The following is a 25,377-nucleotide window of genomic DNA, read 5'->3' on the forward strand; positions in this document are numbered from 1 at the left end:
TTCTTTAAAATTAAATGGCAATAATTATTAATTTGGAATCATCAACCACCATCTCTTCCAAACAATTTTCAAGCCACGAGTAGCCGTAATCTGAAAAGAATACACTAAAGTTATAGACTCTTTCCTGCCATGTTTTTGCGGGATGAACATCTAAAAACAGATTTTCAAGCCGTTCCAGCAATTCGTTCTGTTTTATTTTTTCAGCATGAAGCAGACGTTTTTTCATTCTTTTAAAAGATTTCAACTGTCGTACTTCTTCTGCCTTTATCATATTTCCAAAAGATTTTTCAGTGGTTTCCGCCGAAACTTTCAATGCAGAAAAATTACTGATCAATAATTCTTCTTTTTCTTCAAGTAATTGTAAAATCTGATTATCTTTTAACATCTTCTGATGGGTAAGTACCGAGAAGTTATGGAAAAAATCTTCAATTTTAAGATCAAGTTTCTCAATTTTCCCCAATGTTTTTTCTTTCAGGAATAGCATCGAGTTTCTTGGAATAAGGATAGGGAAAGGTGTATTAATTTTTGAGAAATAATCTTTCAGTTCCAGCCAGTACATGATTTCGGCATTTCCACCGATGTAGGCCAGATTTGGCAGTACATTTTCCTGATACACCGGACGCATCAATGCATTCGGACTGAATTTTTCAGGATGATTTTCCAATTCTTCAAGAATTTCTTCTTCTGTAAACTGGATAGGTTTATCTACAATACTATACTTCTGTCCGTTAAATTCTATTCTGTCTCTGGTTTCAGAAAGGTAGAAAAGGTTTATTTCACGAGGGTTCACCTGAACCTTTCCGTATTTCTCTGTCAGAAACTTTACTTTATCTTCAGAAGTTTTCTGTAAGCTAAAATGAAGAAGCTCATCTTTAAAAATGGTCTTCATCTGATTTTTAAGTTCCTTAGAATCTCCGTCTACAATCAAAAGCCCAAATTCTGAGAAAAGACGATTGACAAGAATCTTAATAGCTTCCGTTAAAGTATTTCCTGCTTTATATGCTTCCTTCATCATTAAGATCAGCTCTGTACCGAAAATAGAATCTTTGAATTCTTTTTCAAATTCCGAAATAAAATAGGTATCAGTGATTTCAATTCTCCCTACCGGACCTCCGGATTTCTCATGGGTTTCGTAATAATTATTCTCGGTTTTAAAATGATTGATCTCCGCAAAGTCATGGTCTTCCGAAGCCATCCAATACACCGGAACGAAATTAAAATCCGGGAAATTTTCTTTCAGATAAGTACATGTCTTTATCGTCTGAAGAATTTTATATACGAAGAAAACAGGTCCTGAAAACAAGTTTAGCTGATGCCCTGTTGTAATGGTGAACGTGTTGGGCAGTTTAATATTCTCAAGATTTTCTTTCTGCCTTGAAGATAGAGAAAGAGTTTCTAACTGACCTTCTAACACATCAGCTAAAATATTTCTTTTTTCTGATGAAAAAGAATCTTTTTTCTGATGAATCTGCTGTCTGAAATGCTCTAAGGAAAATGTATTATTTTCAAAACCTTCAATTTTCTGATGTAAAAAATCTTTTACCAATTGAGGAATGCTTTCTATATCGTTAAATGATATTTTATTAATTGTTTTCAACCTGTACAGTTTTTAGTTGAACAAATACCACACGATTCCGATATTCAATCTGAAATCATACACCGGGTAATGTGGAAATGCATATGCTTTGTTATTGGAAATCACTGTTCCTATCTGCTGTCCTTCTATGAAAAAGAACATTTTCTTCACCTTCATATTAATATAAATATCAGCGATAGGCTGTCCTCCAATGGAGAATGAATCTGCTCTTGGAAGGATATATTCATTAAGAACAGGGAAGTATTCTCTTGAAGCGAATTTAGAAAAGTAATATACTTTAACACCTGCCTGAATTTCTGCTGCTTTTTTGAAGGCCTGAGTCTGGTAGAAGAAATTGGCTCTACCAATGAAGCCCGGCATTGGAAGCAGATCTTTGTTCGTTAAGGTATTCTGGAAATGCACTCTTGTATTCAGATGGAATTTGTTGAAGCTGAATGTAGCATCTCCTCCGATCTGAGAGATATTGACTGAATTGTCACTTTGCTTCGGACTTCCATTGCTGTCAAAGTACGTATAGTTATCAACTCTGAAGTAATTGGCGAAAATTTCAGTTTTAAACCATTTCAGATTGATGCTTCCTCCCACTTCCATTACAGACTGGTTCTTTGCATCTTCAAGATAATAATTGAAATTATTATAAACGGAGGTATTCAATAAGTAATTGAATGAAGGATAGGCACTTTGGAAGTTCACTTTTGCATTAACAAAATAATCTTTGATGGGTTCAAATTTCAGATTATTGGTTGTTTTAAGGTAGCTTTTAAACTGGCTACCGTTTGAAAATTCCAGGAATGAATTCAGTTGAATTTTATCCCAAAGTTTTACCTGCAGATTTCCTACGGCTCCTATTCTGTTTTCTTTGAGTTCACCAGGAAAAGGCACATTGTTGAGTGCAACAATATCTCTTATCCCGAATTTAATCATCTGATAACGCACACCAGCATCCAGCTTGAATTTTTCATTATTAAAGATAAGGCTTACTGTATTGCTGAAATTTTCAGAATATTTCTTGGTTGTAAGTGGAAAACCATTGACTAAATCTGTAGGATCATCATACCAATAAGATTCCAAAGCGGTTTGGTTATAATAGTATTTATTTCCCTGATGAGAAATAATATGTCTTATGCTGAAAGGAAATTTCTCAGAATTGAATGGAGTAAACTGATGACTCAGATAATATCTTCTGTAAGAAAACTGCGAGCTTGAAGAAGCCAGATTTACCTGTGCGTTTTGTCTGTTGCTATAATTACTGTCTCCACTCTGAAACAGATTATCTTCGGTAATCCCTCCACTTTCCTGATTATTTACATTCTGATGAAGATAATGGGCAAAAAGCTCATAGTTTCCGCTTTTCGAAATATAATGCCCCGAGAATAACGTATTGTTGTTTGCTGACAATGAGTTTCTGTAAAGCCCCTGAGAACGAAGTCCCATATATTCAAGAGCGAAGTTGAATCTCTTTCCGATATTCTGGGTATAGGTTGATTTCAGAGCAGCTCCGTTACGCATTGCATTATGATAAATAAATGATGCGGTAGGTGTTTTTACATCATAGTATTTCACATCATTGGCTCCAATGATCATGTAAGATTTATTGGAAGGCAGTAAGGAAAGGTTTTCTTCCGGGTTTACCTCAAATACAAGTGGATTGAATCCTGAACCAATGTTGGCAGGTTGTACTCTTCCGAAGTTATCTTTATTATTTTGCTGTGAAAAGATATAGGTTTTATCAAAAGTCATTACGGTATCAAAAACTTTCTTTTCAGAAAACTGAGTCTGATACTGGTAATCATTAATGGTAGGCTTAAAAATTTTCAGGGAATCTTTTTTCCCGGAATCTATCACAAGGGTATCTTCTTTTTTGGACTGAGGCTTTGTCTCTGCTTTATTAACGACCTGAGCCCTGGCTACAAAACTTAAAGAGAAGAGTATGAAAAGGATGTACTTCATTATTCATTATTATACAGCAAAAATAAGAAATAAAAGGACATAAAAAACCCCTGCTTTGAGCAGGGGTTCTATATCAAATGATTATTGTATGATTAATAACCAGGGTTTTGCTGACAATTTGGATTGGCAGAAGTTTCTTGTACAGGTATAGGTAATGTATACTTATAACTATCATTTGGTAAGTTAAGAGATGGTAACGTGATAAAATCATCTTTAATGTTTCTATCCATTGTTACCCCTGCAACTGCAGCAAGTCTTTTTAGGTCAATATATCTATGTCCTTCTAAAGCAAGTTCAATTCTACGCTCTTTCAAGATATCAGCGTAAGCAGATTGAGCATTCGCATATACAGGAGTTGTTGCAGTACCTAAATAGTTTCTGGCAACTCTCACCTGCTGAATTAGTGCCTGAGCCGAAGCTAAGTTACCTGCAGCTACTTCTGCTTCTGCTAAAATAAAGTACATTTCAGACAATCTGAATACCTTAAGGTCATTTCTTGTTGCTGTACTTGTTTTACCAGGATACTTATCAATAACTAATCTATCATTTCTAGAGTCAACATTCAGGTAGTTTGCCTGTATGATTGATGTTGGATCAATATAATTATATCTTCTAATATCTCCTTTATCAGGTTGTCCGGCAGGAGTATAAATTAAATTGAATAAGTTTCTACCTAAGAACCACATTGGTACTCCAGTTGCTGTAGATTGGTTTGTATTCCATCTTGACCCAATAGTTGCACCAGCACCTAAAGGAAGTCTGTTCAAAGAGAAAATAATTTCTCCTCTTGACGAGTCATTCCATAAGTTTCTGTATGGGTTGAAAGAAGATGCAGTACCATAAAATTCACTTCTCCAAGTACTACCAGTGCTTAAATCAATTGCAGGCGACGTAGTAGTTGTAATAGGATTGGCTACAGTTAACTTAGAACCTGTTGCAGCATCCACAATAGGAGAATTATTAATCACATCCTGAGCATATTGCTTTGCTAATGTAGTATTCCCTCTATATAGATTGAAACGAGCAGAAAGAGCATTAACAAATCCTTTACCAACAGTGTATCTTGCAGCTGCAGTATTAGAATATGTTAAAATACTTCTAGCATAATCTAAATCCGAATTAATAAGGTCGTAAACATCCTGATTCTTAGCTCTTGGTAACTTAGCATCAGTTGCTGGAACATCTTTTATAAGAATAACACCTAATCCATTAGGGTCTTTCATATTAGGAGCAAAATACGTTTCCAATTGAACATAGCAAAATGCTCTGATTGCTCTTGCCTGTGCAATAATACTGTTATATTGAGCAACTTCACCAGAACTAGGAGTGATATTTTTAGCTCCTTCCAATAATCTGTTAACTCTGTTAATTACTTTGTAATTGTTAAGCCAGATCCCATCACTTGAACCAGTACTTACTGATCCCCCTCCTACAATTTGAGTGGATGGATCAAGGAAAAATCTGTGTAGTTCGTACTCCTGACCTCCACTACCGCTTCCAGGCTTAACTTCATCTGTGAAAACTGCAGTAAAATATATTTCATCGATTGGATCAAACACAGCATATACAGATCCATTTAAAGCTTCGTTCAAATTTGACACATTAGTAAATACTTCTTCAGGCTTCAATTCTCCCGCCTGTTTAATATCTAGTGCATCCTGGCAACTATTTAAAGCAAATCCTGTTGCTGATAAAGTTGCTAAAATTAAAACTGTATTTATAATTCTTTTCATAATTCTTTTTTATTAAAAATCAACATTTAACCCAACTGAAACTGTTTTAGGGTTAGGATATACATTTAACGAGTACGTAGTAACCGGCTCAGGGTCAAATCCTTTCCAGCTGCTCCATGTATATAGGTTTTCAGCCTGAACAAACACTTTAATACCTTTAACAGGTAATTTTCCTAACTGATCTTTAGTAAATGAATATCCTAAAGAAACATTCTTAAGTCTTATGAAATCTGATTTATATAAGAATCTATCTGAAGAACCATCTGTACCAGCGTTATCAGCAAATAAGTTAGGTACATCAGATCCAGTATTTTCCGGAGTCCAAGCATTCAATAAATTAGCAGATACGTTAATGTTGGCAGCTGCATAATCAGGATTCATTACCCAAGAGTATAAATTGTCATAAATATATCCACCTTGTTGGTATGAGAATAATGTATCAAGGAACCATCCTTTGTATTGGAAGTTAAATCCAAAACCTCCTGTAAATTTAGCATATGGAGATTTACCTGTCAATCTTCTATCTGAAGGTTGTGGGTTTTCTGTAATATTTCCATTGATATCAAGGAATTGCATATTTCCGTTTGCCGCGTTTACTCCTACGTATGGATATAGCTGATACTGACTAGCAGGACCTCCAATAGCATTAACAACATCTCCTGACAAATCTTCGTTACTCATAGAAACGATTTTGTTTGAGTTGTAAGCACCGTTAACAAAGATGGATAGTTTTGTGTTCTCCGTTTTAATAGCATTAACCCTGATTAGACCTTCAACCCCCTTATTATCAAGGATTCCGTCATTTCCTCTAATACCATAAGTACCTGTAACAGCTGATCTCTGTAAAGTATTGAACATTCTTGTTGTTCTCTTTTGATAGTAGTCAAAGCTACCTTCTATAAGACCTTTATAGTTGAAATCAACCCCAATATTTGTTTGTTTTACCTGCTCCCATTTCAAATATGGGTTAGATAAATTCACAAAATTATATCCTAATAAATTTTGATATCCAGAGATCCCTGAATATAAATCAAGGAAATTATTTGGAAGTAATGCCAACGGGTTTTGGTTATTAGCTGCAACTCCTAAATTCTGGTTACCTGTAGTACCAATAGAAGCTCTTAATTTAAGCAATCTGAATCCAGACTCAGCCATGAAATCTTCTTTGTCGATATTCCATCTTACAGCAGCTGACCAGAAAGTTTCCCATCTGTTAGTAGGTAAGAAACGGTATGATCCATCTCTTCTGATAACCCCACTTACTCCATATTTATCTTTATAATCATAGTCTAAAGTTCCGAAATACGCCAGGGTTCCTGCAGTTACTTTTGAAGCTCCTACAGTAGGTCTGTAAATATTCGGTGTATCAGGATTGAATGGAATATATCCTGTTCCAGCACCAAACTGCCATTGTAATGGGTTTAATCCATTTTGAGTTTGGGTATTTGTGTTTACATGAGCTTTAATATAATCCATGTAAGCAGCAACTGAAATAGTATGGTCACCAAATGTTTTATTGAAAGTAATGTTTGTGATACTGTTAAATGTAAGATCCTGAGTAGTTGTAAAACTCTCTGATCCTCCATATTTAGCACCAGCTCCTGCTGCTACAGCCGTAGACAAATATCCCTGAGCTCCTCTAGCAAAGATTCTTTCGTATTCTTTGTATTCTATACCAGTTCTGTTCCCTACACTTAGGTAATCAGTAATCTTATAATTCACATTCGCATTCGCAGAAATACTTAGTTCAGTAAATCTGTTTCTCACTCCTCCATTAATGTTATCCTGAAGAATCCAAGCTCTATTTCCTGCACTGTTTTGTCCAATAGCGTTGAATAATTCTACCCCATTAGAATATGGATTAGGAGCCACATAAGAAGGAGAAAGCACGCTACCAAATAATGCATTCTGGATTACATTGGAGCTGATTCCTGTATTTTCCTCATCATCTAACTGATTTCTTTTGGAATATCCTAAACCTAGAATTGTACCGAAAGTTAATCTGCCATCTTTAGACTTACCACTTAAGTTATTTCTTAAAGTAAATCTCTTGAAATCGGTAGACTTTACAGTACCTTCACTGTCTAAATAACCTAAAGACAAGAAGTTGTTTATATTTTCACCACCTCCTGTAATCGCTAAATTGTGTTGCTGAGAAATACCTACCTGAGTAAATTGTTTTCTCCAGTCAGTATCTATAGCCCAGTTATCAATATCTTCCTGAGATAAGTCTTGATCTGCCGCAAAACCACCTCCGTAAATTTTTTGTATCTGTAATTGCTGTTTAGCGCTTGACATATTATAGTCAGGCTTAGGGATCATTGAGAAAGAAGTTAAGGCATCATAAGAGATTCTCAGTCCTGAATTAAATTTCCCCCCTTTCGTTGTAATTACAACAACTCCATTTGCAGCTCTGTTACCATAAATTGCGGTAGCTTGTGCATCTTTCAGAATACTGAATGTCTCAATATCATAAGAGTTTAAGTTTCTGAACTGCGAACCTGAAGTGATTACCCCATCTACTACGTATAATGGATCTCTTGAACCATTCAAAGAACTCATACCTCTAATCAAGATATTGAATTTCCCAGAACCTGGAGAACCAGATCCAGAGTTAATAACAATACCTGGTGCTGTTCCCTGAATTGAATTCAGAACAGAAATATTAGGTCTGTTTTCTAAAGTTTCAGCACCTACGGTAACTGAAGAAGTTGTAGATTTTGCTTTTGTAGCGGTCTTACTATATCCTAAGACAACTACTTCCTCAATTTTTGTCTCCTTGTCTTTTTTATCCTTGGAGTCATTTTCCTGAGCAAATACAGCCTGTCCTGTAAAAAACAAAACACCAGCCGTTAATACACGTAATTTAACATTCATATTAACAAATTTTAATATATTTTAGGAGCAAATATGTTAATAAATATTAACACTAGCAAATTTTTCAGATTCACAAATCATAGATATATTCATGATAAATCAATCTAATCCCACAACACACATTATAATTCATAATATTAGATGTAAAAAATTATTAAAATTTAAATTAGAAACTTAAATTATTCGCTTTTTAACACTTTAAAATCAAAAGAAAAATAATTATTTATAATGAATCTAAATTAAAACAATGCTAATATTCAAGCTTATAGGCGTTTTTTTTAATTTATATGATCATTAATTTCTATTTTTTCAATACAAATGTTTCATCCAATTAAACAGATAAAAAATACTGGTTTCTTTTAAAAAGTAATATATTTATAACCTAAAAAAAAAACATGAGAAAAATAGTCTTAACAGCATTAGCCATATTTAGCTTCAGTTTTAGTTTTGCACAAAATACACTTTCAGTAAATGGTGCTACAGGAGCACAATCCGTATTTGATGGCATCAACTCAACTACAGGTAAAACATTTAAATATGATGAGATTGCAGGAGATTCCCCATATATTGGGAAAGAATTTTCTGATGCAAAGATTGCTGTTAATTATGAGCAGCTTCCTATACGCTATAACAGCTACACTGATGAAATCGAATTTAAGAAAAACGGAAATGTTCAGGTTCTTCCAAAAACCACAGATTTTTCAAGAATTGAAGTTCTGTCTCCTAGACAAGTAATCGTTTTACTGGACACTTCAGATAATTTAAACGGATATTTTTTTGAATTGATCAACGGAAAAAACAATCTGTACAAAAAAATCAAAACTAAATTTACTGATGTTGTACCGGCCGCAAATTCTTATGCAAGTGAAAGACCTGCTAACTTCAGAACATTGCCTCCAGTGTACTACATCAAAACACAAAACGGCTTTATCAAGAAGCCTAAAAATCAAAAGGATATTATCAATCAGTTTCCAGATAAAAAAGACAGCTTAACCACCTTCTTTAAATCCAATAAAATAAAGTTTGATAAGGATGAGGATTTAATAAAGCTTGTTACCTTTTTGAATGAAAATTAACGAAATATTTATAAACAATCATAAAAAAAGCAGGCATCTGAGATGTCTGCTTTTCTTTTCTTAAATTATTATTTCAATTTCTTCTTGACTGCTACTTCTTCGTAAACTTCAAGAATATCTCCGATTTCAATGTCATTGTAACCTTTAAGGTTTAAACCACATTCATAACCCTTAGTGACTTCTTTCACATCATCTTTGAAACGTTTTAAACTTTCAAGCTCACCGTCGAATTTAACAATACCGTCTCTTAATAAACGTACTTTGGATTGTCTTGTCACTTTTCCGGTAAGAACCATACAACCTGCAATTGTTCCCACTTTAGAAATCTTGAATACCTCACGGATTTCAACATTACCAATCACCTGCTCCTGAATCTCCGGAGAAAGCATTCCTTCCATCGCTTCTTTTACCTCATCAATTGCCTTATAGATTACAGAATAGGTTCTGATCTCAATTTCTTCACGATCTGCAAGCTCTTTCGCATTAGCACCCGCTCTTACGTTGAATCCGATGATAATTGCATCTGATGCAGCAGCTAAGTTAATATCAGATTCTGTGATCTGCCCAACCCCTGAGTGAAGAATTTTAACACTGATCTCTTCTGTTGATAATCTTTGTAACTGATCAGAAAGAGCTTCTACAGAACCATCCACGTCACCTTTAAGGATAATATTCAATTCTTTGAATTCTCCTAAAGCAATACGTCTACCTAATTCTTCAAGTGTCGTATGCTTCTTAGTTCTGATTGACAATTCTCTCTGCAGCTGTTCTCTCTTATTGGCAATAGCTTTACCTTCACTTTCATCAGCATATACCCGGAATTTATCACCTGCAGTAGGTGCCCCATCCAAACCTAGGATTGTAGCAGGAATTGATGGACCGGCTTCATTAAGATTTTTACCTCTTTCATCAAGCAAAGCTTTTACTTTACCATGATTTTTACCTGCTACCACATAATCTCCAACTCTTAAAGTTCCGGTCTGTACCAGCATTGTTGCTACATAACCTCTACCTTTATCTAAAGATGCTTCAATAACAACTCCGTTTGCTGCACGTTCAGGATTTGCTTTTAATTCAAGCATTTCAGCCTGTAGTAAAACTTTCTCCAACAATACATCTACGTTATTACCGAATTTGGCTGAGATTTCTTGTGCCTGTACATTTCCACCCCACTCTTCTACCAAAACAGGAGGGTTTAAACCTGAAAGCTGCTGACGGATGTTATCAGGGTTGGCATTGGGCTTATCCACTTTATTGATTGCAATAATCATTGGTACCTGCGCGGCCTGAGCGTGAGCAATTGCTTCTTTCGTTTGTGGCATCACATCATCATCGGCAGCAATTACGATAATTGCAATATCCGTGATCTGAGCACCTCTTGCTCTCATCGCTGTAAAGGCTTCGTGACCTGGTGTATCTAAGAAGGTAATTCTCTGACCGTTTTCCAGTTTCACGTTATAAGCACCGATGTGCTGAGTAATTCCTCCTGATTCACCAGCGATTACGTTGGTTTTTCTGATGTAATCCAATAATGAAGTTTTACCGTGGTCAACGTGTCCCATTACAGTAACTACCGGAGCTCTCTGTAATAAGCTTTCTTCAGTATCCACTTCATCTTCAGCATCTGTATCTTCAAGATCAGCATCTGAGAATTCGATTTTATAACCGAATTCATCTGCTACTAATAATAAGGTATCCGCTTCAAGTCTCTGGTTCATGGTAACCATTACCCCTAATGAGAAACAAGCAGAGATTACTTCCGTTGGAGAAACATTCATCAAACTTGCCAATTCACCTACTGTGATGAATTCTGTTACTTTCAGCGTTCTGTCTTGTGCTTCAAGCTCCTGCTGACGCTCATCCTGCTCTCTACGGAAAGTTCTCTTGTCTTTTCTGTGTTTTGCAGATTTAGACTTACCTCCTTTGTTAGTAAGTTTTTCTAATGTTTCTTTGATCTGGTTTTTAACTTGTTCGTCAGTTAATTCAACTGGCATAACTCTTTGTCCGGGTCTGTTGTTCTGGCCTACTTTTTTGAAGCCACCACCTTGCCCCTGACGGTTTCCACCCCCTTGGTTATTTCCAAAACGGTTTCCACCCTGGCCACCCTGACCTGGAGGACGATTTCCTTGTACTCCCTGACCTTGGCGGTTTCCACCTTGTCCACCGTTATTATTCTGACGGTTTCCCTGGCCCTGACCACCCTGGTTGTTATTATTTCCTGAGTTTTGATTATTCCCCTGACCTTGTTGGTTATTCTGGCCACCTGGTTTTTCAATTCTCTTTCTTTTCTTTTTTGCTCCTGCACCCGGCTTTGGCGCAAACTGAGTTAAGTCTATCTTTTCACCAACGATCTTAGGACCGTCAAGTTTCTGATACACTGTCTCAATTTTCTGTGGTTCCTGAGATTCAGGCTCAGCCTCAGCTTTCGGAGTTTCCACTTTTTTCTCTTCTACAATAACTGGTTTTGGAGTTTCTTTTACTGGTTCCACAGGTTTAACTTCTTCTTTTTTCTCCTCCATTTTTGGTTTGCCTTTTTTCACAGGTCTGTTTCTAGATTCTATTTGAGACAAATCAATTTTATCCAAAACTTTAAATTCCTGCTTTTCTGGTACTGTTTTAACTTCCGGTTGCTGTTCTTCTTTCACGATTTCTTCTTTCTTTTCTTCAACCGGTGTTGCAACAGGAGCCACAGGAGCCGCAGGAGCTTCTTCAACTTCAGGCTTCTTAGGCTCTAAGTCTATTTTACCTAAAATTCTGGTTTCTGGTTTATTTGCTTTAGCTCTTATCACTTCAGGGGTTTTCTTTTCTTCAATTTCCAGCTTTTCTTCCGGAACTTTAGTGATCACCACCTCATGGGAAGCCTTTCTTTGTTCGCCGTCTTTAGCAAACTCAGCCTCCAATGCAGAATATGCCGCTTCTTCCAATTGAGCGTTAGGATTGCTTTCAACCTCGAACCCCCTTGACTGTAAAAACTCTACTAATCTGGACATCGAAATGTTGAATTCCTTAACCGCTTTATTTAATCTAATTTTTGGCATTTATATTATTTACTGTTTTTAATTTTTAAAATTAAAGTATTTCTTTTTTACTGTTTATTAAGATTTATTTACAATCTTAATCTTCAAATTCTTCTCTCAGAATACGTTTAACCTCTTCGATTGTTTCTTCTTCAAGGTCAACCATATTTAAAAGACTTTCAGTTTCTTTATCCAATACTGATTTTGCAGTTGTAAGTCCTACTTTCTTAAACTCATCCAAAATCCACTGCTCGATATCATCGTTAAATTCTCTCAATTCAACATCGTCATCCTCGCTGGATTCTCTGTATACATCAATTTCATATCCTGACAACCAAGAAGCCAGTCTGATATTCTGTCCTTGCTTTCCAATCACTTTAGAAATCTCTTCAACAGGGGTGTAAACCAATGCATAGTTTTGATCCTCGTTGATGTCAATTTTATTGACGGTCACATTTCCTAATGCTCTCTTCACCAAAATCTCAGGGTTTTTAGACCACTGAATAACATCGATGTTTTCATTTCTCAACTCTCTTACAACGCCATGAATTCTGGATCCTTTAACTCCAACACAAGCTCCTACCGGATCAATTCTGTCATCATAAGCATCTACTGCAATCTTTGCCTTTTCACCAGGAATTCTCACTACCTTTTTCAGGATAATTGTTCCGTCCTGGATTTCAGGAATTTCCAGCTCTAATAACTTCTCAAGGAACTTAGGTGCAGTTCTGGAAATAATAATCTGTGGTTTAGAACCTTTAAAATCTACTGTCTCAACAATAGCTCTGATATTCTCACCCTTTTTAAAGAAATCGGATGGGATCTGGTTTTCTTTTGGTAAAATAAATTCATTTCCTTCATCATCCAGCAGAATCACGTGCTTATGACGGATATGATGGATTTCACCAACAACGATTTCACCAATTTTATCTCTAAACTGTTCGTACAGCATTGCATTATTGTGCTCCTGAAGTTTTGTAGCCAGAATCTGCTTAAGGGTAAGAATATTTCTTCTTCCCAATTGTGCAACAGGAATTTCCATTGTAAAGTCTTCTCCTACTTCGAAGGTAGGATCAATCTTCTTAGCTTCAGAAATTTCAATTTCCAAATCATCATCTTCAGACATTTCGTCCTCTACAATTGTTTTATTTAAAAATATCTGAAAATCTCCTTTATCCGGGTTTACAATCACATCAAAATGATCATCTGAATCAAATCTCTTTCTTAAAAGAGTCTTCAGTGAATCTTCAATAATTGCCATAAGATCAATCTTACTGATCCCTTTTTCGTCTTTAAAATCACCAAAGGATTCAATCAACGCTATATTATCCATCTATTCTTTTTTCTTTTTAAAATTTAATTACTACTAATGCTTTTTTGATCTCAGGATAAGAAATCTCTTTCTCCTCCTCCACATCTACTTTTCCTTTTCCGATATCTTTTGGCTTACGGTAACGTAAAACAAGTGTGATCTTCTCATCGTCTACTTTTGACAATTCTCCTTCAATTTTGGAAGAATCCTCCAGCATCACCTCAATCTCTCTTCCAATGTTTTTATTGAACTGTCTTGGTGTGGATAATGGCTCGCTCAGTCCTGCAGACATCACCTGAAGGCTGAAGTCATGCTCTTCACGATCCATATTAAATTCAATGGCACGGCTTGCATCAAGACAATCCTGCAAAGAAACTCCGTTATCACCATCCAAAATCACTGTAATATCATCCCCTGCAGAAATTTTAAGATCGATAAGAAACAGATCTTTTCTGGTCTCAAGGAATTCATTTAATAATTCTTCAATTCTTTTTCTAAACTCCATATTTATTTATCTTGATTTACAGTACGAAAAAAGGCTTTCTTCCGAAGCCTTCCCATTTTTTCCGTAAATCCATTGCAAATATAAGCTTTTTTTCTAAAAATGCAAAATTATCTTAAGTATCAAGTAAATAGCGCAAGATTCATTTACAATAAATTAAAAGAATATGTCACAGGATTTTTATTACTTTTGTGTTTAGAATTTTAAAACAAACATTTTGAATATAACGATTGTAGGAACAGGTTATGTAGGATTAGTTACAGGAACTACTCTGGCAGAACTTGGCAATTCAGTATACTGTGTTGATATTGATGAAAAAAAAGTAGAAGGTATGAAAAGCGGCATTGTTCCCATCTATGAGCCGAACCTTGAAGAAATGTTTTTAAGAAACATCCAGTCTGAAAGATTATTTTTCACTACCAATCTTAAAGAAGCGCTGGACAAAAGCGAAGTTATATACCTGGCATTACCTACTCCTCCGGGAGAAGATGGATCTGCGGATCTGTCTTATGTACTTCAGGTAGCTAATAATATTGGTGAACTGATGACTGAATACAAAGTCATTGTCAATAAAAGTACAGTTCCCGTAGGAACTGCGGACAGAGTGAGAGAAGCAATTGCTTCCAAAACAGATATCGCTTTTGATGTAGTTTCAAACCCTGAATTCTTAAGAGAGGGCTTTGCTGTTGAAGATTCAATGAATCCCTCAAGAGTGGTGGTTGGCGCAAGTTCAGAAAGAGCTAAAAACATTATGTCTAAAATATACCAGCCTTTTACCAATACAGGAATTCCAATTATCTTCATGGATGAGAAGTCTTCAGAACTTACCAAATATGCAGCAAATTCATTTTTAGCGGTAAAAATTACCTTTATGAATGAAATTGCCAACTATTGTGAAAAGGTAGGTGCAGACGTGGATAAGGTAAGACTGGGAATGGGTAGTGACGACAGAATCGGGCACAGATTCTTATTCCCAGGAATCGGATATGGAGGAAGCTGCTTTCCTAAAGATGTAAAAGCGCTTATAAAATCCGGAAAACAGGAAGATTTTAATTTCAAGATTCTGGAAGCTACTGAAAATGTGAATACCACCCAGAAAGTTATTTTAGTTTCTGAAATTGAAAAATATTTTGGCGGAAGCATTGAAGGAAAGAAAATTGCCATGTGGGGGCTTGCCTTTAAAGCAAACACAGATGACATCAGAGAAGCTTCCTCTTTAGATAATATTGCTCTTCTGCTGGAGAAAGGAGCTGAAATCATAGCATATGATGCGGTTGCAGAAAATAATGTACAGAAACTCTTAGGCAATAAAATACAGTATGCCAAAGGGATGTATGACGCACTGGAAAACGCAGACGCACTATTTATTGCTACAGAATGGCCGGAATTCAAAAACCCTAATTTTGAACTGATGGCTAAAAAAATGAAAAACAAAGTCATTTTTGACGGCAGAAATATGTACCCGCTGGAAATCCCTGAACAAAACGGATTTCATTATAAAAGTATAGGAAGAAAGACCATCACAAAATAAATCAATGAAAAACATTATCATCACAGGAGGTGCCGGATTTATCGGTTCTCATGTTGTAAGAGAGTTTGTAAAAAACAATCCGGATACTACAATCATCAATCTTGATGCTCTTACCTACGCCGGAAATCTGGAAAACTTAAAGGACATCGAAAATGAGCCTAATTATGTTTTCGAAAAAGCAGATATCACAAAACCGGAAGAACTTAGAAAAGTTTTCGAAAAATATAACCCGGATGCTGTTGTACATTTGGCAGCAGAAAGCCACGTAGACAGAAGTATTACAGATCCAATGGCATTTATCAATACGAATGTAAACGGAACTGCTAATCTTCTGAACCTTTGTAAAGAATTCTGGACATTAAATCCTGATCATACTCACGGCAGATTCCCGGATGAAAAAAGAAAGAATCTTTTCTATCACATTTCTACTGACGAAGTATATGGAAGCTTAGGCGAAACCGGGTTCTTTTTAGAAACAACGTCTTATGACCCTCAATCTCCATATTCTGCTTCAAAGGCTGCTTCCGATCATTTGGTGAGAGCTTACGGAAATACCTATGGAATGCCTTTCATCGTATCAAACTGTTCCAACAACTACGGTCCGAATCATTTCCCTGAAAAGCTGATTCCTCTTTGTATTTCTAATATTATCAATGAAAAACCGCTTCCCATTTATGGCGACGGAAAATACACCAGAGACTGGTTATTCGTCATTGACCATGCCAAAGCGATTCATCAGATCTTTAAGGAAGCAAAAACCGGAGAAACTTATAATATAGGAGGTTTCAACGAATGGCAGAATATTGACCTTGTAAAAGAACTGATCAAACAAATGGATGCCAAACTGGAAAGACCCGAAGGCTATTCTGAAAAACTGATCTCTTTTGTAAAAGACAGACCGGGCCACGATAAACGCTACGCCATTGATGCAACAAAACTGAATAAAGATTTAGGCTGGAAACCTTCAGTAACTTTTGAAGAAGGGCTGGCAAAAACTATCGACTGGTATCTTGAAAATAAAGAGTGGCTTGAGAATGTAACTTCAGGCAACTATCAGGATTACTACAGCAAGCAATACAGCTAAATTTCCTGCTATTAAGGAAGAATTATAGAATCTGGGATAATTAATTACATTTCAGTTTTTATCATCAACCAGAAATAGCTAAATAAATGCATTTACAACACAAAAGAAATACGCGTAATACGTACCAAAACATGAAAGGAATAATACTAGCCGGAGGTTCCGGAACAAGACTTTACCCTCTTACCATTGCAGTAAGCAAGCAGCTGATGCCTGTTTACGACAAACCCATGATTTACTATCCGCTTTCCACACTACTTTTAGCAGGAATCAAGGATATTCTCATCATCACTACTCCACATGACCAGGAAGGCTTCATCAAGCTTTTGGGTGATGGCTCACAAATTGGCTGTAATATAGAATATGTTGTACAGCCTAGCCCGGACGGTTTAGCACAAGCTTTTATTCTGGGCGAACAGTTTATTGGGAATGATGCCGCTGCACTGGTATTGGGAGATAATATTTTCTACGGTTCAGAAATGGGAACTTTATTGAAAAACAAAACCAATCCGGAAGGAGGAGTTGTTTTCGCTTATCACGTAGCGGATCCGGAAAGATATGGTGTAGTGGAATTTGACAAAAATCTGAAAGCTGTTTCTATTGAAGAAAAGCCTTTAAATCCTAAGTCAAACTATGCTGTCCCTGGTCTTTATTTTTATGATAACAGCGTAGTGGAAATCGCTAAAAACATCAAGCCTTCTGCAAGAGGCGAGCTGGAAATCACAGATATCAACAATGTTTATTTAAACAATGGAAAACTTGAAGTAGCTGTTCTTAACAGAGGAACCGCATGGCTGGATACAGGAACTTTTGATTCTCTTCATGACGCTTCAGAATTTGTGAGTGTTATTGAAAAAAGACAAGGATTTAAAATTGGCTGTATTGAAGAAATTGCCTTCAGAAACAAATTCATTGATGAAGAGAAGCTGCTTGAAACTGCTACTAAATATGGCAAAAGCGGATACGGTGAATACCTGAAACAACTTATCGGAAAATAACACATATAATTTATAAAATTCATAGACTATTGGCTTTATGGTCAATAGTTTTTGCTCATACCAACAAATATCAATATATTAGTTGTTGATTTTTAGTTTTATTGACAATGAAAATTCATAAACTAATACATAAGGTAAGAATTAATTATTATAAATTTGCAAAAACTTACACAGATGAATGAACCACAACAGAAGTGGACAGAAACGATTGATGCAGATCATTCGCTATTTGACTTGAAGCTAAAAGAAGTCTGGAGATACAAAGACCTTGTTTATATGTTTGTAAAAAGAGATTTTGTATCCAGCTTTAAACAGACTATTTTAGGCCCGATATGGTTTTTTATTAATCCCATTTTAACGACTATCGTTTATCTGGTTATTTTTGGAAGAATTGCCAAATTGCCTACAGACGGAGCTCCGCCACTGCTTTTTTATCTGGCTGGTGTTACCCTTTGGAATTACTTTTCTTCCTCATTAATGGCCACCTCCTCTACTTTCACCGGAAATGCCGGAATCTTTGGAAAAGTATATTTCCCAAGACTGGTTAGTCCGTTATCTATCGTTATTTCAAACCTGATGCGGTTTGGAGTACAGTTTGTCTTATTTATTCTTGTGTGGGCATATTACCTGAATGAAGGAAAGGTTCATCCTAACATCTGGATTCTTGCGACTCCGTTCCTTATATTCTTAATGGCACTTTTTGCCTTAGGAGTTGGGATGATCTTTTCGTCACTGACTACAAAGTATAAAGATCTTGCTATGTTACTGGGTTTTGGAGTAAGCTTATATATGTATGCAACTCCCGTAATCTATCCTGTTTCTTCACTACCAGGATTCTTTAAAAAACTGGCTTATTATAATCCTTTAACCGGTATTTTTGAATGTTTTAAATATGCTTGGATAGGTGCTGGAGACTTTTCTCCCGCCATGCTTGGAATCAGTACGGTGATTATTCTCATTCTTTTAATGACAGGAATCGTCGTATTCAATAAGGTTGAAAAAAGCTTTATGGATACTGTGTAGCATCTATTGAGAAACTTTCGTATTAATTTTAAATCATTTAAATATGCTGGCTTTAAAAGCAGAAAATATATCAAAACAATACCGTCTGGGACAAGTCGGGACAGGTACTCTTTCCCATGACCTTAACAGGTTCTGGCATAAAGTAAGAGGAAAAGAAGATCCTTATCTGAAAATTGGAGAAGCCAATGACAGAACGACAAAAGGAGATTCAGAATACGTATGGTCTCTTCGGGATATCGATTTTGAAATCGCACAGGGAGATGCTGTTGGAATTATCGGAAGAAACGGTGCAGGAAAATCTACACTGTTAAAGGTTTTAAGTAAAGTTACAAAACCTACTACAGGTAAAATTTATACCCATGGAAGAATTGCATCATTGCTGGAAGTAGGAACAGGTTTCCATCCTGAAATGACGGGACGGGAAAATGTCTTTCTGAATGGAGCTATTCTGGGAATGACAAGAAAAGAAATTACCAGGAAATTTGATGAAATTGTAGACTTTTCCGGTGTTGAAAGATATATTGATACTCCTGTAAAAAGATATTCTTCCGGAATGTACGTCCGTCTTGCTTTTGCTGTAGCAGCGCATTTAGAGTCTGAGATCCTTATCGTAGATGAAGTTTTGGCCGTAGGCGATGCCGAGTTTCAGAAAAAATGTTTGGGTAAGATGAATGATGTGACCAGAGGTGAAGGCCGAACTGTTCTTTTTGTAAGCCACAATATGACTGCCATAAAAGAGTTATGTTCAAAAGGAATTCTTTTAAACCAGGGAAAAATTGATTACCAAGGAGATATTCTTAATACCATTATAGAATATCAAAAAAGCAGCACAAAAGAAAGTTCCTATATCTATAATGGGAATCTTGATGAGGCTCTGGGAAATGAAAATATCAGAATAAAAGAATTTTCAGTATCTCCTATTAAAGGAGATTTACTGGATATTGATTCCGGGGTACATGTAAAACTTGTTTTCCATAATTACTGCCCGGATATTACACTTGACACAACATTTGAGTTAAAAAATTATGAAGAACTGGTGATTTTCCATGTTGGAAAATTTGTTTCTGAGAACAATGATTCAAAAATTGGAGAATATACTGTAGAATTTGATATCCCTGCCGGACTTTTGAATGCCGGAAACTATTATTTCAGACTCTATTTTGGAAAAGATCAAAAAATTCTGCTCTATGGAATTGATGAATTTATCGGTTTTGAGATAGAAAACGTGAAAGTGGGAACAATGATGCACATCTATCCGGGAATCATCAGACCATTTTTTGAATACAAATTACAAACACCATAGTTGTCTTTAATATTTATTTAATTTTTTTTCAAAAATAGCTTTATGACAGACCCTCAAATAATAAATCTGAATAAAATAGGTTCGCCTGAACTTGGATATATTACTATTTCCGAAGCTCAAAAAGATGTACCCTTTGACATTAAAAGAGTATACTGGACCTATTACACTCCACAAGATGTAAGCCGAGGAGGACACGCCCATAAAAATCTTCAACAATTAATTGTTGCCGTAGCGGGAACAATTACGTTTAATACAGAGAATAAAAACGGGGATAAAAAGGTCTTCGTCTTGAATAGTCCCAATCAAGGCTTATTCATTCCTAAACTAATCTGGAGAGATATAAAATTCAGTCACAATGCTGTATTGTTATGTCTAGCATCTGAGCTTTATGACGAGGAAGATTATTTTAGAAATTATGAGGATTTCAAAAAATTAAGAAATGATCTTTTATAAAGGGCAAATCATAAATCCTGAAAATTTCAGACAACCGTCTTTTTTCATTAGTCCATTCAGAACATCTGATTTAGGAAAGAATGATTCAATTATAAAGGACGAATACCCTTCTGATGAAGAATTATTAAAAAAATTTCATTCATTTTTTGGAGAAACGCATGAATACTTTTTGAGCGGCAAGGAAGCAATAAACCAAGCATTAAGTCTCTATAATCTTGAAAGTGATGATGAAGTTCTCATCATCACTACAACTTCCAATTCTTACATAAGCAGCTGTGTTACTAAAGAAATTGAAAAATTTTGTCAGTGGTCCAGAGAAAAGACAAATAAAACGAAATTAATTTTTGTTATTCACGAGTTTGGAAAGGTTTACCCTGATATGGAAAGAATAAAAAGTTATAATATTCCTATTATTGAAGACTGTGCCATGAGTATGCTGTCCAACAACTCGCAACATCAAATAGGTCAATATGGAGACTTTACTATTTATAGTGTTCCGAAATTTTTTCCAGTACAATTTGGTGGAATATTAAGGATTAATAATAACTATAAATTAGAAACTCAAAAACCATATCAGAATTATTTGCAGAAGATATGCCTATATTATCTAAAAGATATTGAAAATATTATTATACAAAGAAGAGCAAATAATCAATATTTAATTTCAAAATTAGAAAAAATAGGTTTCAAATCATTCTTTGATTATAATGAGCATGAAACTCCTTCTGTTTGTATGTTTGAAAATAACGGCTGTGATCTATCTGAATTAAAAATATTCCTTCAGCAGAATGGAATAGAGTGTAGTATATTTTACGGTAAAGATGTATTCTTCATACCAGTTCATCAAAACCTGGGAACTTTTGAAATGGATTATATTGTTAACCTTATAGAATATTTTGTGTATGAAAATAAGTAATATTTCATTAGGTGAAAATGTTGTTATTGATCCTACTACATCAATAAACAACGTGAAAATTGCAGATAATGTTAAAATTGCAAAGCTATGCAGTATTTATGGATCCGAAAAGAACCAGCTGGAAATCGGGCAATCATCTTATGTAGGTATGTTCAGCATCCTTAACGGATTTAGCAGAAAACTTACAATAGGTAAACATGTTTCTATAGCGCAAAATGTAAACATTATGACAGATTCCGGTCCTAATGCAAGTGAAGAAATGCAAAAAATATTTCCTCTTATCTCAGGAGAAGTACAAATTGGTGATCACAGCTGGATTGGTGCCAATGCGATTATTATGCCGGGCGTACACTTAGGAAAATTCTGTGTAGTAGCAGCAAACAGTTTTGTCAACAAAAGTTTTCCGGATTATTCGATGATTGGAGGAAACCCTGCAAAACTTATAAAAACATTACTATCACCTGATGAAATTTGAAATAATCAAATATAATAATTCGTATAAAGAAATTTGGAATTCTTTTATCTCAACATCAAAAAACGGGCTTTTCTTTTTTGAGAGAGATTTTATGGAATATCACTCTGATCGATTCAAAGACCATTCTCTTATAATTCTTAAAAATAATAAAATTACAGCATTATTTCCTGCTAATGAATCTGAAAAGCAGATTATTTCTCATGGCGGATTAACTTTTGGGGCTTTAATTATATCTCATACTGTAAAAACAAGTGAAGTTCTGGAGATTTTTAGTGAAATAAAGCAATACTATTCTGAGCTTTCTTTCGATGAAATAATATACAAAGCGATTCCCCATATTTTTCATAAGTATCCTGCAGAAGAAGATTTATATGCACTTTTCCGTAATGATGCCAATCTGTACAGAAGAGATATTTCATCAGTTATCGATCTTTCACAGCCTATCCGATTTTCAGAGACCAAAAGGCAATTGGTAAGAAAGTGTAAAGAAAATAATGTAACTGTTACAGAAAATACAAACTTTGAAGAATACTGGGGCTTACTTACTTCTGTTCTTCAGAAGTTTGATGCAAAACCAGTACATACAATAGAAGAAATTACATTATTAAAAGAAAAATTTCCAGAAAATATAAGACTGTATGAAGCTCAAAAAGATGGCAACATCTTAGCTGGTATTGTTATTTTTGATTTCGGAAATGTCATTCATACTCAATATATGGCAGCATCTCCAGAAGGAAGAAAAGCAGGAGCATTAGATTTCATCAATCATTTTCTCTTGGATACATTCAAAGACAGAAAATATTACAGTTTTGGAATTTCCACAGAGAAACAAGGTACATACTTAAATGAAGGGTTAATTCAGCAGAAAGAAAATATGGGAGCAAGAGGAATTATCTTAGATTTTTATTCAATTAAACTTTAAACTATGATTAAATTTCTTGATTTACAAAAGGTAAACTTACAATATCAAAACGAGATAGAAGCCAAACTTTTAGAAGTTTTCCGCTCCGGATGGTATCTCATGGGTAGCCAGCTTTCAAGCTTTGAAAAAAATCTTTCGGATTATATCGGGACCAAGAACTCTATTGGTGTCGCCAATGGTTTGGATGCTTTAAGACTCATTTTAAGAGCCTATATAGAATTAGGAGTAATGAATATCGGGGATGAAATCATCGTTCCTTCCAATACTTATATTGCTTCTATTCTAGCTATTTCAGACAATGGTTTAGTTCCTGTTTTAGTAGAACCAGAAATTAACACTTATAATATTAACATCTCTAAAATTGAAGAAAAGATAACTTCCAAAACCAAAGGTATTCTTATTGTACATCTTCAGGGAAGAGTTGTTTTTTCTGATTCACTTAAAGAAATTGCAAGAAAGCACAATCTGAAAATTATAGAGGACAATGCCCAGGCAATTGGAGCAGAATGGAATGGAATAAAATCCGGAAATCTTGGGGATGCTGCGGGTTTTAGCTTTTATCCGGGCAAAAACCTAGGAGCTTTAGGGGATGCAGGCGCTGTCACCACAAATGATGATGATTTAATGAAAGTAATTAGAGCATTAGCCAATTATGGCTCTAATCAAAAATATGTCAATATATATAAAGGTTTAAATTCAAGGCTTGATGAAATTCAGGCTGCGGTTTTGGATATTAAACTAAAATATATCGATAACGAAAATAAAATCAGACGAAAGATTTCAAAGCGTTTTATAGACGAAATAAAAAACCCGGCAATTATTCTTCCTGAATATCCTGCTGATGAAAATGAACATGTTTGGCATGTATTTGTTATCCGCTCTGAAAAAAGAGATGAGTTACAGACATATCTTACAGAAAATGGGGTGCAGACTTTAATCCACTATCCTATTCCTCCTCATAAACAAGAAGCTTACAAAGATTGGAATAATCTTTCATTTCCAATCAGTGAAAAGATTCATGCTGAAGTATTGAGTCTTCCAATTTCTCCTGTTATGGAGGATGAAGAAATAAATAAAATTATTGAGATTATAAATAAGTTTTAGTCCATGTCAAGACTATTAGAGAATAAGAAATTTTTCCTTAAAACATTAAAAATCGCTAAACTTCTTTTTGACGAAAAGAAGTTTAATGACTGTTTGATGTATATAGAGAAAATATCATATTCAGCATGGTATAATTTTCCGGGATATTACACCTCTAATTGTTTTGAATCAATTATCAGAAACATTGCTCTTGAAAGTTTAGATTTTGAGAACGTAAGTATTCAAGATACCACAGAAGATAAAACATTACACATTTTTTCTGAAATAAGCAGCATTGGAGGACATTCAAAGCTTATCTTCAGCTGGATAGAAAATGATAAAAAAAGTAAACATTATCTAATGAGCACCTGGCAAAATTTTCAGGAGATTTCTGAAATAGCCGGATCCTATCAATATAAAATAGATAATAATGTTTTTACTTATGATCAGAAGCTGAGCATTATTGAAAAATCTCAAAAAATAGTAGATACTTTAAAGGAAAATAATTTTAGTAGAATTATCCTGCATATTCACCCACATGATGTAATTCCGTCAATGATTTTTTCTTCCAATAAATTAAAAAGTCCTGTATTTTTTCTTAATCATGCTGAGCATACTTATTGGCTGGGTGTACCTGTTACAGATTTTCTGCTTCAGATAAGAGAATCAAATATTTTAAAAGATTCTAAAAACAGAAATATTCCTGTACAAGATCAGTTCTTCTTGCCAATACCTGTAGATGAGTCATATTCATTAAAAAAGACAGAAAAAAATACATTCAATATTATTTCGATTGGCAGAGAATCAAAGTATGAACCCAATCAGGAATATAATTTCTATCAGGAAGCGTTAAAAATTGTAAAAAAATTTGAACATGTCGTCTTTACTATCATAGGTATTGAACTAAATAATCCCAACAGGAAGATTTATTCTCATGAACGATTAATTTTCATTCATCCTACAAGAGATATTAACCAATACATTGAAAATGCAGACTTATATCTGGAAGGGTTTCCTATACCATCTTTCACATCACTTCTGGAACCGGCAATGGCTGGAGTTCCTTTTATAATGCACTACAATCCCGCAAGTGTCTATAAAGTTTTTGAAGATAATAAAGAAAAAGGGATATTTTATCCGAAAGATCTGAAAAGCTGGGAGCGTGAAGTAGAAAAGATGATCACAGATGAAAATTATAGAAACCTCATCAATAATTTACAAGTAAAATATTTACGTGAAAAATATTCCTCACAAGGCTGGAGTATGAAGCTAGAAGAGATTAAAAGTTTTTCTAAAGATAAAAATCATATAGTTAGGCCTATTCCTAGCAAAGAAAAATATAGAGATGGAAGAGATGAGGAATTAGTGTCTGTTATTGAAACAAAAACAACCAATCATTATTCTTATACTAAAAGTTTAGGATTTTTTTCAAAATTAAAAGTTATAGTATTATCTTTTGATAATCCTTCATGGGTAGAAATTTTACCTTGGAAACAAACGATCAAATATTTATTTAATAGATAATTTA

19 protein-coding genes are annotated in these 25,377 nt (G+C 34.9%); 12 read left to right on the forward strand and 7 right to left on the reverse strand.

The window, feature by feature from the left end:
• Positions 1–10: 10 nt before the first annotated feature.
• The 4 genes from bshC to BW946_RS09465 all read right to left on the reverse strand — a co-directional run bounded on the left by bshC (position 11) and on the right by BW946_RS09465 (position 8,157).
• The gene (bshC, locus tag BW946_RS09450; RefSeq protein WP_076595941.1) at positions 11–1,597 is read right to left on the reverse strand and encodes a bacillithiol biosynthesis cysteine-adding enzyme BshC; all 1,587 of its coding nucleotides are present in this window, start codon (positions 1,595–1,597) and stop codon (positions 11–13) included.
• Between the two features lie 12 nt (positions 1,598–1,609).
• A complete protein-coding gene (locus BW946_RS09455; protein ID WP_076595942.1) occupies positions 1,610–3,547 on the reverse strand; it encodes a putative porin in 1,938 nt (645 codons plus the stop codon).
• A 92-nt stretch (positions 3,548–3,639) separates the two neighbouring features.
• The gene (locus BW946_RS09460; protein ID WP_076595943.1) at positions 3,640–5,280 is read right to left on the reverse strand and encodes a RagB/SusD family nutrient uptake outer membrane protein; all 1,641 of its coding nucleotides are present in this window, start codon (positions 5,278–5,280) and stop codon (positions 3,640–3,642) included.
• Between the two features lie 12 nt (positions 5,281–5,292).
• A complete protein-coding gene (locus BW946_RS09465; protein ID WP_076595944.1) occupies positions 5,293–8,157 on the reverse strand; it encodes a SusC/RagA family TonB-linked outer membrane protein in 2,865 nt (954 codons plus the stop codon).
• Positions 8,158–8,552: 395 nt separating this feature from the next.
• Between BW946_RS09465 and BW946_RS09470 the strand changes: the two genes are divergently transcribed.
• On the forward strand, positions 8,553–9,233 hold the full coding sequence (locus BW946_RS09470) for a hypothetical protein (protein WP_076595945.1): 681 nt from the start codon (positions 8,553–8,555) through the stop codon (positions 9,231–9,233).
• A 68-nt stretch (positions 9,234–9,301) separates the two neighbouring features.
• Here the strand turns inward: BW946_RS09470 and infB are convergent, their stop codons facing one another.
• The 3 genes from infB to rimP form a co-directional block, all read right to left on the reverse strand.
• Positions 9,302–12,271, reverse strand: coding sequence for a translation initiation factor IF-2 (gene infB / locus BW946_RS09475; RefSeq protein WP_076595946.1), 2,970 nt, complete (start codon positions 12,269–12,271; stop codon positions 9,302–9,304).
• Between the two features lie 76 nt (positions 12,272–12,347).
• Entirely contained in the window at positions 12,348–13,583 is a 1,236-nt protein-coding gene (gene nusA, locus BW946_RS09480) for a transcription termination factor NusA (RefSeq protein WP_034691439.1), read from the reverse strand.
• A gap of 16 nt (positions 13,584–13,599) precedes the next feature.
• Positions 13,600–14,067, reverse strand: coding sequence for a ribosome assembly cofactor RimP (rimP, locus tag BW946_RS09485; protein WP_076595947.1), 468 nt, complete (start codon positions 14,065–14,067; stop codon positions 13,600–13,602).
• Positions 14,068–14,281: 214 nt separating this feature from the next.
• Here rimP and BW946_RS09490 point away from each other — a divergent pair, with 214 nt between their 5' ends.
• The 11 genes from BW946_RS09490 to BW946_RS09540 all read left to right on the forward strand — a co-directional run bounded on the left by BW946_RS09490 (position 14,282) and on the right by BW946_RS09540 (position 25,373).
• Positions 14,282–15,595, forward strand: coding sequence for a UDP-glucose dehydrogenase family protein (locus tag BW946_RS09490; RefSeq protein ID WP_076595948.1), 1,314 nt, complete (start codon positions 14,282–14,284; stop codon positions 15,593–15,595).
• 4 nt (positions 15,596–15,599) lie between these two features.
• Positions 15,600–16,679 (forward strand): dTDP-glucose 4,6-dehydratase, encoded by a 1,080-nt coding sequence (rfbB, locus tag BW946_RS09495; RefSeq protein WP_076595949.1) that lies wholly within the window; start codon positions 15,600–15,602, stop codon positions 16,677–16,679.
• A 131-nt stretch (positions 16,680–16,810) separates the two neighbouring features.
• Positions 16,811–17,674, forward strand: coding sequence for a glucose-1-phosphate thymidylyltransferase RfbA (gene rfbA, locus BW946_RS09500; protein WP_076595950.1), 864 nt, complete (start codon positions 16,811–16,813; stop codon positions 17,672–17,674).
• A 174-nt stretch (positions 17,675–17,848) separates the two neighbouring features.
• Entirely contained in the window at positions 17,849–18,697 is an 849-nt protein-coding gene (locus BW946_RS09505; RefSeq protein WP_076595951.1) for an ABC transporter permease, read from the forward strand.
• A 43-nt stretch (positions 18,698–18,740) separates the two neighbouring features.
• The gene (locus BW946_RS09510; RefSeq protein ID WP_076595952.1) at positions 18,741–20,000 is read left to right on the forward strand and encodes an ABC transporter ATP-binding protein; all 1,260 of its coding nucleotides are present in this window, start codon (positions 18,741–18,743) and stop codon (positions 19,998–20,000) included.
• A gap of 42 nt (positions 20,001–20,042) precedes the next feature.
• A complete protein-coding gene (locus tag BW946_RS09515; RefSeq protein ID WP_076595953.1) occupies positions 20,043–20,453 on the forward strand; it encodes a sugar 3,4-ketoisomerase in 411 nt (136 codons plus the stop codon).
• On the forward strand, positions 20,440–21,369 hold the full coding sequence (locus BW946_RS09520; RefSeq protein WP_076595954.1) for a DegT/DnrJ/EryC1/StrS family aminotransferase: 930 nt from the start codon (positions 20,440–20,442) through the stop codon (positions 21,367–21,369). Before BW946_RS09515 ends, BW946_RS09520 begins: the two co-directional genes overlap by 14 nt.
• The gene (locus tag BW946_RS09525; RefSeq protein WP_076595955.1) at positions 21,356–21,844 is read left to right on the forward strand and encodes an acyltransferase; all 489 of its coding nucleotides are present in this window, start codon (positions 21,356–21,358) and stop codon (positions 21,842–21,844) included. Before BW946_RS09520 ends, BW946_RS09525 begins: the two co-directional genes overlap by 14 nt.
• On the forward strand, positions 21,834–22,766 hold the full coding sequence (locus BW946_RS09530) for a GNAT family N-acetyltransferase (RefSeq protein ID WP_076595956.1): 933 nt from the start codon (positions 21,834–21,836) through the stop codon (positions 22,764–22,766). The genes BW946_RS09525 and BW946_RS09530 overlap by 11 nt, the downstream gene beginning before the upstream one ends.
• Positions 22,767–22,769: 3 nt before the next feature.
• Positions 22,770–23,870, forward strand: a complete 1,101-nt coding sequence (locus BW946_RS09535) for a DegT/DnrJ/EryC1/StrS family aminotransferase (protein ID WP_076595957.1) — start codon at positions 22,770–22,772, stop codon at positions 23,868–23,870.
• Positions 23,871–23,873: 3 nt separating this feature from the next.
• Positions 23,874–25,373, forward strand: a complete 1,500-nt coding sequence (locus BW946_RS09540) for a glycosyltransferase family protein (protein WP_076595958.1) — start codon at positions 23,874–23,876, stop codon at positions 25,371–25,373.
• Positions 25,374–25,377: the final 4 nt, after the last annotated feature.

This window comes from Chryseobacterium sp. RU33C (genome assembly GCF_900156015.1).
Lineage (GTDB): Bacteria > Bacteroidota > Bacteroidia > Flavobacteriales > Weeksellaceae > Chryseobacterium > Chryseobacterium candidae.

Bases quoted from the DNA above. Each gene is read 5' to 3' on its own strand.
- BW946_RS09505 (WP_076595951.1), top strand. From the start codon at position 17,849: ATGAATGAACCACAACAGAAGTGGACAGAAACGATTGATGCAGATCAT.
- BW946_RS09530 (WP_076595956.1), top strand. From the start codon at position 21,834: ATGAAATTTGAAATAATCAAATATAATAATTCGTATAAAGAAATTTGG.
- BW946_RS09465 (WP_076595944.1), bottom strand. From the start codon at position 8,157: ATGAATGTTAAATTACGTGTATTAACGGCTGGTGTTTTGTTTTTTACA.
- infB (WP_076595946.1), bottom strand. From the start codon at position 12,271: ATGCCAAAAATTAGATTAAATAAAGCGGTTAAGGAATTCAACATTTCG.
- BW946_RS09515 (WP_076595953.1), top strand. From the start codon at position 20,043: ATGACAGACCCTCAAATAATAAATCTGAATAAAATAGGTTCGCCTGAA.
- rfbB (WP_076595949.1), top strand. From the start codon at position 15,600: ATGAAAAACATTATCATCACAGGAGGTGCCGGATTTATCGGTTCTCAT.
- BW946_RS09460 (WP_076595943.1), bottom strand. From the start codon at position 5,280: ATGAAAAGAATTATAAATACAGTTTTAATTTTAGCAACTTTATCAGCA.
- rfbA (WP_076595950.1), top strand. From the start codon at position 16,811: ATGAAAGGAATAATACTAGCCGGAGGTTCCGGAACAAGACTTTACCCT.
- BW946_RS09510 (WP_076595952.1), top strand. From the start codon at position 18,741: ATGCTGGCTTTAAAAGCAGAAAATATATCAAAACAATACCGTCTGGGA.
- BW946_RS09525 (WP_076595955.1), top strand. From the start codon at position 21,356: ATGAAAATAAGTAATATTTCATTAGGTGAAAATGTTGTTATTGATCCT.
- rimP (WP_076595947.1), bottom strand. From the start codon at position 14,067: ATGGAGTTTAGAAAAAGAATTGAAGAATTATTAAATGAATTCCTTGAG.
- BW946_RS09540 (WP_076595958.1), top strand. From the start codon at position 23,874: ATGTCAAGACTATTAGAGAATAAGAAATTTTTCCTTAAAACATTAAAA.
- BW946_RS09520 (WP_076595954.1), top strand. From the start codon at position 20,440: ATGATCTTTTATAAAGGGCAAATCATAAATCCTGAAAATTTCAGACAA.
- BW946_RS09455 (WP_076595942.1), bottom strand. From the start codon at position 3,547: ATGAAGTACATCCTTTTCATACTCTTCTCTTTAAGTTTTGTAGCCAGG.
- nusA (WP_034691439.1), bottom strand. From the start codon at position 13,583: ATGGATAATATAGCGTTGATTGAATCCTTTGGTGATTTTAAAGACGAA.
- BW946_RS09470 (WP_076595945.1), top strand. From the start codon at position 8,553: ATGAGAAAAATAGTCTTAACAGCATTAGCCATATTTAGCTTCAGTTTT.
- BW946_RS09535 (WP_076595957.1), top strand. From the start codon at position 22,770: ATGATTAAATTTCTTGATTTACAAAAGGTAAACTTACAATATCAAAAC.